This window comes from Streptomyces pseudogriseolus (genome assembly GCA_002154585.1).
Classification (GTDB): Bacteria; Actinomycetota; Actinomycetes; order Streptomycetales; family Streptomycetaceae; genus Streptomyces; species Streptomyces pseudogriseolus.
The window spans coordinates 1-7,886 of the sequence record MUNG01000194.1 but is presented as its reverse complement, the minus strand read 5'-3'; the positions used below and the strand labels follow the sequence as shown (position 1 = coordinate 7,886).

Genomic DNA, 7,886 nt, shown 5'->3' with positions numbered 1-7,886 from the left:
TAGCCCGTCACCGCGCCCTCCTGGAGGGCGCGGTGACGGGCTATGTCCGCCGCTGCCGCCTCCCGTACGAGCGCCTTCATGGACGTACCGCGTTCCTTGGCGATCTGCCGCAGGTCCTCGAGCTCGCGGTCGCTGAACTCCACGTTGAGAGCTGGCATGGGATTACGGTACCGCTCGGGTACTGAACAGTAAATATCCGCAGGTCGCAGCGGGTGCGGTGGGGTACCTCGGTACGGGCGCGGGCCGGTGACCCAGGTGGTCACCGGCCCGCGCGGGAAGGGGTGGGTCAGCCCTGGTCGGCCACGAAGGAGGCCATGCGGGTCAGGGCGGCGTTCCAGTTGATGGTGTGCTCGTTGGTGGACCAGGACTGGATGTCGTCGATGTAGCAGAACTGTCCGACGCAGCCCTGGAGTTTCGACTGGGCGAACGGGTCCTGGATGCTGGAGTTGGGTCCGCCGGACAGCGTGCCGGCGGGCGGGTTGGGCAGGTTCGGGTCGAGCTGGCGGGCGTACCACCGGCTGTGCTGGTTCTTGGCGTGGACCTCGCCGTAGCCGGTGACGTAGCTGATGTTCAGCGCGTTGCGGCCGAGGATGTAGTCCATGGCCTGCAGCGCGCCGTCCCGGTACTTCGCCGCGCCGGTGAGGTCGTAGGCGGTGGCGAGGACGACGGCGTTGTTGAGCACCTGGTGGCTGGAGCCCCAGTCGTAGACGTTGCCGTCCGGCGCGTACGGCATCCCGTACGGGTGCGCCTTCAGGGTGGCCAGGTAGCGGTCGGCGCCCGCGACCACGGAGCGGCGGACCCGGTCGAGCCCGGGCAGCCGGTTCGGCACGGTGGCGAGGTCGAGCCGGCCGGCCGCGGCGGTGCGCGCCCAGTCGAAGCCGGTGGGTCCGAAGATGTCCGCGGTGTGCACCGGGGAGTTCAGCACGTGGTCCTTGAACTCCCGCTCACCGGTGGTGAGGTAGAGCTCGGCGGCCGCCCAGTAGAACTCGTCGGACACGGTGGTGTCGGGGTAGGCGCCGCCGCCGATGCCGTCGTCCGGGTCGGCGAGGCGGTCCGGGTGGGCGAGTGCGGCCGCCCAGGCCTTGCGCGCCGCCGCGAGGGCGCGGCCGGCGAAGGCCTTGTCGTAGGGGCGGTACAGCCGGGCCGCCTGGGCCGCCGTGGCGGCGAGGTTGAGGGTGGCTGCGGTGGTCGGCGGGTGCAGCTCGCGCTTCTGCGGGTCGTCACTGGGCAGCAGGGGCAGCCCGGTCCACTGCTCGTCGTGGATCTTGTGGTGGGCCATGCCGGCCAGCGGCTCGCCGTCGGGCACCTGCATCTTCAGCAGGAACTCCAGCTCCCAGCGGGCCTCGTCGAGGAGGTCGGGCACCTTGTTGCCGCTCTCGGGGATGTCCAGCGTCCGGTCGCCCAGCTTGTGCGGCCGGCCCGTGCGGGCGTGCTCGGCGCGCTCGTAGGTGCTGAGCAGCTCCCAGGTGCTGATGCCGCCGTTGACGACGTACTTGCCGTGGTCGCCCGCGTCGTACCAGCCGCCGGTGACGTCGAGGGTGTAGTCGCACTCCCCGGGCCGGCAGGGCACCGCGCCGTCGCCCTGGTTGGGGGCGACGCCCACGTGGCCGGCCGGGCGGCCGTAGCCCGGGCGCAGGTCCTCGCGGATCTCCACGCCGCTGCGCTGGGTGTAGTAGTACTTCGCCGAGTCCAGCCGCAGCCGCTCGTACGCCGCGGCGTCGATGTCGAAGGGGTGGCTGGTCTCGCCGTCCGCCGTCAGGGTGAAGCCGGTGCCGCGGCCCCGGTAGGAGCCGAAGTCGACGGAGTGCACGTTCTGCCCGGAGGAGGCGTCGACGCCGCGCGGCACGGTCCAGCCGGTGCGGACCACCCGGCCGCGGCCGTCCTTGAGCTGCCAGGGCAGTTTCTCGGTGGCGTCCGTGACGAGCGTGGCGTTCTTCGGCCCGGCGGGCAGATAGCCGACCTGGTTCACCCGGACGCGCGGTCCGGTGTCCGGCACGTGCGGCTCGGGGGCGACGCCGCCCAGCAGCGACACGTCGTCCACGCAGAACCGCCAGGGGTCGGGGCTGCCGCCGAGCTGGAAGCCGACCTGCGCCTGGTCCGTGCTCACCGGTGCGGTGAAGGTGTACGAGTACGTGTCGCCGGACACGCTGAGCTGCGGCGACACCTCGTGGTAGGTGTCGTACGGGTCCACCTGGAGGCCGACGATCGCCCGGACCACGTGGCCGGCGGGCGAGCCGGTCGCGCTGAAGGAGAAGCGGTACGTCTCCCCCTCCTGCAGGGCGATGTCGTTGTGGCCCACGATCGCGTCCCAGCGGTTGGCGGTGCCGCCGGGCACGTCGGCGCACAGGCGGCCGTCGGAGGCGCCCGCGGTGACGCCCTCGGAGGCCCACCAGGGTTCGGTGCCGTTGTCGAACGTGCCGTTGCGGACCTGCTCGACCTCGTCGGCGCCGGCCGGGGCGGCGGGCATCGCGGTGAGCGCGGTCGCCAGCAGACCGGTGAGGGTCAGCAGCGCGGTTCTGCGTCGTTTCACGTCTGGGCTCCTCTGCGGAGGTACGGGGGTACGGGGCGCGAATGGGAGCGCTCCCAACTCCGTGCGCCGCCCATGGTTGTGGCAGATGTGACACGGCGTCAACGGTCGTGACACGACGAGACTCTTCCGGGTGCCGCGGAGGCGGTGGCCCCGGTTCCCGTTCATGTCGCGCGCCGACGCACTAGGCTGGGACTCTGGCGATACGCCGGTTCACGGTGAGTGTGCGCGATGGAGTGGCGACGATGAGGCCGGACGACCCGTTCGACGATGCGGTGACGGCCCGGGCCGTCATCGCCGCCGACGGCACGCTCGCGCGGTGGAGCGAGGGTGCGCGCCTGCTGCTGGGACACCGGTCCGAGGAGGTCGTCGGGCGTCCGGCCGCCGAGCTGCTGGCCGACAGCGCGGGACCGCTCCCGCTGCCCGCCGACCGCTGGAGCGGCACGCTGGTGCTGCGCCACCGCGACGGCGGCACGGTGAGCGTGTGGGTGCTCGCCCACCACCGGCAGCCCTCCGGCGACGGCCCGGGCGAATGGCTCGCGGTCACCCCGCTGGAGGCCACCGACTACGACCTGCCCGACGATCCGCTCGTCAGGAAGGCCGTCTTCCAGTCACCGTGCGCCACGATGGTCTTCGACCACGAGCTGCGGCTGCGCGGTGTGAACGACGCGATGGCCCGGCTCCTCGGGCTGCCCGCCGACCACCTGCGCGGACTGCGGCCCACCGACATCGGGGGCCGCCCGCAGCACAGCGAGCTGGAGCGGCAGCTGCGGCAGGTGCTGCGCTCCGGGCGGCCGCACGACATGCAGACCCACATGAAGGCCAGGGCCGAGAGCTACGCCCACGCCTGGCTGGCCCGGCTGGCGCCGCTGACCGACCGGGCCGGCCGGGTGCGGGGCGTGTGCGTGACCGCCCACGACTTCACCGAGCAGTTCCGGGCACGGGAGCGGCTGCAACTGGTCAACGAGGCCAGCATGCGCATCGGCACCACCCTGGACGTCACCCGGACGGCCCAGGAGCTGGCGGACGTCTGCGTGCCCTCGCTCGCCGACTTCGTCAGCGTGGAGCTGCTGGATCCGGAGGAGGGCGCGGGCGAGCCGGCCGGCCGGCTGTCCCCGCCGGTGTCGCTGCGCCGGGTCGCCCAGCAGTCCCTGACCGCCGGCACCCCGGAGAGCGTCGCCCAGGTGGGTGAGGTCGTCGTCTACCCGGAGAACTCGCCTCAGGCGGACTCGCTGGTCGCCGGGCACAGCGTCGTCGCCTCCGTGCCGGCCGGCGACCTCGACCCCTGGCTTGCGGTGGACGAGACGCGGGCCCGGCGGTTCGAGGAGTACGGGGTGCACGCGATGCTGTCCGTGCCGCTCCAGGCGCGCGGCACGACCCTCGGCGTGGCCGCCTTCACCCGGTTCAACCATCCGGAGGCGTTCACCCACGACGACGTGCTGCTGGCCGAGGAGGTCACCGCGCGCGCCGCCGTCTGCATCGACAACGCCCGCCGCTACTCGCGGGAGCGGGAGACCACGCTCACCCTCCAGCGCAGTCTGCTGCCCCGGACCCTGCCGCGCACGGCCGCCCTGGAGGCCGCCACCCGCTATCTGCCGGCCGCACGCTCCGGGGTGGGCGGCGACTGGTTCGACGTGATCCCGCTGTCCGGGATGCGGGTCGCCATGGTCGTCGGGGACGTCGTGGGGCACGGGATCCAGGCGTCGGCGACGATGGGCCGGCTGCGCACGGCCGTGCGCACCCTCGCCGACATCGACCTCGCCCCCGACGAGCTGCTCACCCACCTCGACGACCTGGTGCTGCACCTGTCGGAGGAGGCGGGCGGCGACTCCGGGCCCGGGGAGGTCGGCGCGACCTGCCTGTACGCGGTGTACGACCCGGTGTCGCGGCGCTGCACGCTGTCCCGGGCGGGACATCCGCCGCCCGTGGTGATCCCGCCGGGCGGGACGGCTCAGCACCTCGAACTGCCCTCGGGGCCGCCGCTGGGGCTGGGCGGGCTGCCGTTCGAGTCGGCGGAGTTCGAGCTGGCCGACGACAGCGTGCTGGCCTTCTACACCGACGGGCTGGTCACCTCGCGGGGACGGGACGTCGACCAGGGCGAGGCGCTGCTGCGTGAGGCGCTGTCCGGTGCGGCGGGTCCGCTGGACGAGACGTGCGACCGGGTGCTGAACAGTGTCCTGGCGCCGGGCGGCGCGACGGACGACGTGGCGCTGCTGCTGGCGCGTCTGCGGGGACTGCCGTCCTCCCAGGTCACCACCTGGGACATCCCGGCCGACCCGGCGCTGGTGGCTCCCATCCGCAAGCAGGTCCTCGACCAGCTTGCCGCGTGGTCGCTCACCGACGCGTCCTTCACGGCGGAGCTGGTGGTGAGCGAGCTGGTCACCAACGCCATCCGCTACGGCGCCCCGCCGATCCGGCTCCGCCTGATCCACGACGCGGCGACCCTGATCTGCGAGGTCTCCGACACCAGCCACACGGCCCCGCACCTGCGCCGCGCCAAGACCTGGGACGAGGGCGGCCGCGGCCTCCTCCTGGTCGCCCAGCTCACCCAACGCTGGGGCACCCGCCACACGGCGGAGGGCAAGACGATCTGGGCGGAGCTGGCACTGGCGGACATGGAGTGACCCGGGCGGGGCCGCTCCGGGCCCCCTCTCACGGGGGTCCCGGGACGCCCGGCCGCGGGCGGACGGGCAGTCACGCACGGTGTGCGGTGGCGAAGCCCCGCCCAGGGAACACGCAGCCGGCGAACGACCTACGGAGACACACCCGGCGCGGGGCCTCGCGGTCGGCGCACACGACGGGCGAGGACGGCACCCTGTGACACGCGTCGTCTCGCGGAGTGTGCCTCGCCGGCGATTCCGTCCTGGGGCCACGCGGCCGGCACGAACCGCTCACCGGAACTCCCGGCAGCGATCCTCGCGGACGGAGGCGATCCGGCCCGGCGCAGCCGTTCGGGGACCGGGTCCGTGCCGGACGCCCGTCACCCGGGCGATCCGGGGCAGGCCCGGCCGGGCGGACGGCGGCCGAGCACCGCGACGCCCACCGGGAAGGCGGGGTCGACGGCCGGTTTCCCCGGCCGGGCGCGCCGTGCCGATCGGGCGGAGTGACCCGCCGTGGAACAGCCACACGGGCGTCACGCGACGCGGCCGGACCCTGGCCCGCACCGGCGCGGCGGAGGGACCGGCGGCCGGTGAACCCGGCGGGGGGTCGGACGCCCCGGGCGCGTCCCGTCTCCCCCGGCACCGTCCCTGGCCCGCGCGCCCCACCCGGCGCACGGCCCCCGCACCGGCGCGGCCGAGGGACCGGCGGCCGGTGGGGCCGGGTGGGCCGTGGCGTCAGTGGCCCGCGATCGGGTGTGGGGTGTACGGCTCGGCGAGTTGCTGCAGTTCCTTGTCCGTCAGGACGAGGTCGACCGCCGCGACCGCGTCCTCGATGTGGGACGGTTTCGCCGCGCCGACGATGGGTGCGGTGACCGTGTCCTGGTGGAGGAGCCAGGCGAGGGCGACCCGGGCGCGGGGGACCCCCCGGGACTCGGCGACGCGGGCGACCGCGTCGACGATCGCGCGGTCGCCCTCCTGGTACAGGGTGCTGCCGAACTGGTCGGTGGCGCTGCGCTCCGTGGTGACGTTCCAGTCGCGGGTGAGCCGGCCGCGGGCGAGCGGGCTCCACGGCAGCACGCCGACGCCCTGGTCGGCGCAGAGCGGCAGCATCTCCCGCTCCTCCTCGCGGTAGAGCAGGTTGTAGTGGTTCTGCATGGACACGAACGTCGTCCAGCCGCGCAGCTCGGCGGTGTACTGCGCCTTGGAGAACTGCCAGGCGTACATCGAACTGGCCCCGATGTAGCGGACCTTGCCCGCCTTGACGACGTCGTGCAGCGCTTCCATCGTCTCCTCGACCGGCGTGTGCGGGTCCCAGCGGTGGATCTGGTAGAGGTCGACGTAGTCGGTGCCGAGGCGGCGCAGGCTGTGGTCCAGCTCGGTCATGATCGCCTTGCGGGAGAGCCCGGCGCCGTTGGGTCCGGGCCGCATCCGGCCGTGCACCTTGGTGGCGAGGACGACGTCGTCCCGGCGGGCGAAGTCGCGCAGCGCCCGGCCGACGATCTCCTCGCTGGTGCCGTCGGAGTACACGTTCGCGGTGTCGAAGAAGGTGATGCCCGCCTCCAGCGCCTGCCGGATCAGCGGCCGGGACGCCTCCTCGTCGAGGGTCCACTCGTGGTTGCCGCGGCCCGGGTCGCCGTAGGTCATGCAGCCCAGGCAGACGCGCGAGACCTCCAGGCCCGTCGAACCGAGCTTCACGTACTGCATCGTTGCTGCTCCTGCCGTCGGGAACGGTTGCTGTCGCAGGAGCGAGCGTACGTCTTCGCGCGCACTCGAAGCGGGGGCCGTTCAGCCGCCGGGCAGGAGGTCGAGGGCCCGCTCCCAGCCGAACTCCCGCCGTCCGCCGTCCCCTTCGGCCTCCCCCGCGTACGGGTCGCCGAAGCGGACGCCCATGCCGCGCAGCCGGGCGACGGCGTCCTGGTAGGCGGAGTGCGCGGCCAGCGCGCCGGAGACGCAGGGCAGCACGGCGATCGGCACGCCGAGCCCGCAGGCCTCGCACAGGGTGCCGACGGCGAGGGTGTCGGCGATGCCGGCCGCCCACTTGTTGACGGTGTTGAAGGTGGCCGGGGCGACCACCACGGCGTCGGGGGCCGGGAAGGGGCGCGGATCGCCGGGGCGGCGCCAGGCGGAGCGGATCGGGCGGCCCGTCTGCGTCTCGACGGCGGCGGCGTCGAAGAAGCCGTTCATCGCCGTCGGGGTGGCGAGGACACCGACCTCCCAGTCCCGCTCCTGCGCGGCGGTGATCAGCTTGCTGACGCCCTCGGCGACTCCGGCGGCGCAGACGACGACGTAGAGGAAGGGCTTGTCGGTCACCTCGGCACCCTAGCGGGACAAATTCGTTTGCCGGTACCGGGCGCCGGCCCTCAGGATCCTGCCCATGTCCACGCACACGCTTCCGCTGCCGTCGTCCGCCCTCGCCGTCGTCGCGGGCCGACAGCAGCAGTCCTGCGCCCGGGAAGGCACGACTCCTCCGCGCCCGTGACCGCGGCGCTGCTCGCGGGGCTGCTGGCCGGGTACGGCATCGCGATCCCCGTGGGCGCCGTCGGCACCTACCTCGTCTCCCTCGCCGCCCGTACGTCCCTGCGCACCGGGGTGTCGGCGGCCCTCGGTGTCGCCACGGCCGACGGTCTGTACGCGCTCGCCGCCGTCCTCGGCGGTTCTGCCCTCGCCTCGGCGCTGCGCCCCGCCCCACGCCGCCAGCGCGGTCAGCACCAGCACGCACCCCCAGCGCAGCGGGCCCAGGGCGGGGCGCAGCGCCGAGG

Annotated in this window: 4 protein-coding genes and 1 pseudogene; 2 read left to right on the top strand and 3 right to left on the bottom strand. The window is 73.9% G+C overall.

Features of this window, described 5'->3' with window-relative positions; genetic code table 11:
• Positions 1–286 precede the first annotated feature (286 nt).
• Positions 287–2,530, bottom strand: a complete 2,244-nt coding sequence (locus tag CCN29_RS18400; protein WP_086683136.1) for a glycoside hydrolase family 9 protein — start codon at positions 2,528–2,530, stop codon at positions 287–289.
• A gap of 242 nt (positions 2,531–2,772) precedes the next feature.
• On the opposite strand from CCN29_RS18400, the gene CCN29_RS18395 reads away from it, so the two are divergent.
• Positions 2,773–5,151: a SpoIIE family protein phosphatase gene (locus CCN29_RS18395; RefSeq protein WP_031020750.1), complete on the top strand. Its 2,379-nt coding sequence runs from the start codon at positions 2,773–2,775 to the stop codon at positions 5,149–5,151.
• Positions 5,152–5,862: 711 nt separating this feature from the next.
• Here the strand turns inward: CCN29_RS18395 and CCN29_RS18390 are convergent.
• Positions 5,863–6,831 (bottom strand): aldo/keto reductase, encoded by a 969-nt coding sequence (locus CCN29_RS18390; RefSeq protein WP_086683133.1) that lies wholly within the window; start codon positions 6,829–6,831, stop codon positions 5,863–5,865.
• 81 nt (positions 6,832–6,912) lie between these two features.
• Positions 6,913–7,437, bottom strand: coding sequence for a flavoprotein (locus tag CCN29_RS18385; protein ID WP_086683114.1), 525 nt, complete (start codon positions 7,435–7,437; stop codon positions 6,913–6,915).
• Between the two features lie 165 nt (positions 7,438–7,602).
• On the opposite strand from CCN29_RS18385, the pseudogene CCN29_RS18380 reads away from it, so the two are divergent.
• Positions 7,603–7,886 (top strand): annotated as a pseudogene (locus CCN29_RS18380) (hypothetical protein); the annotation flags it as partial.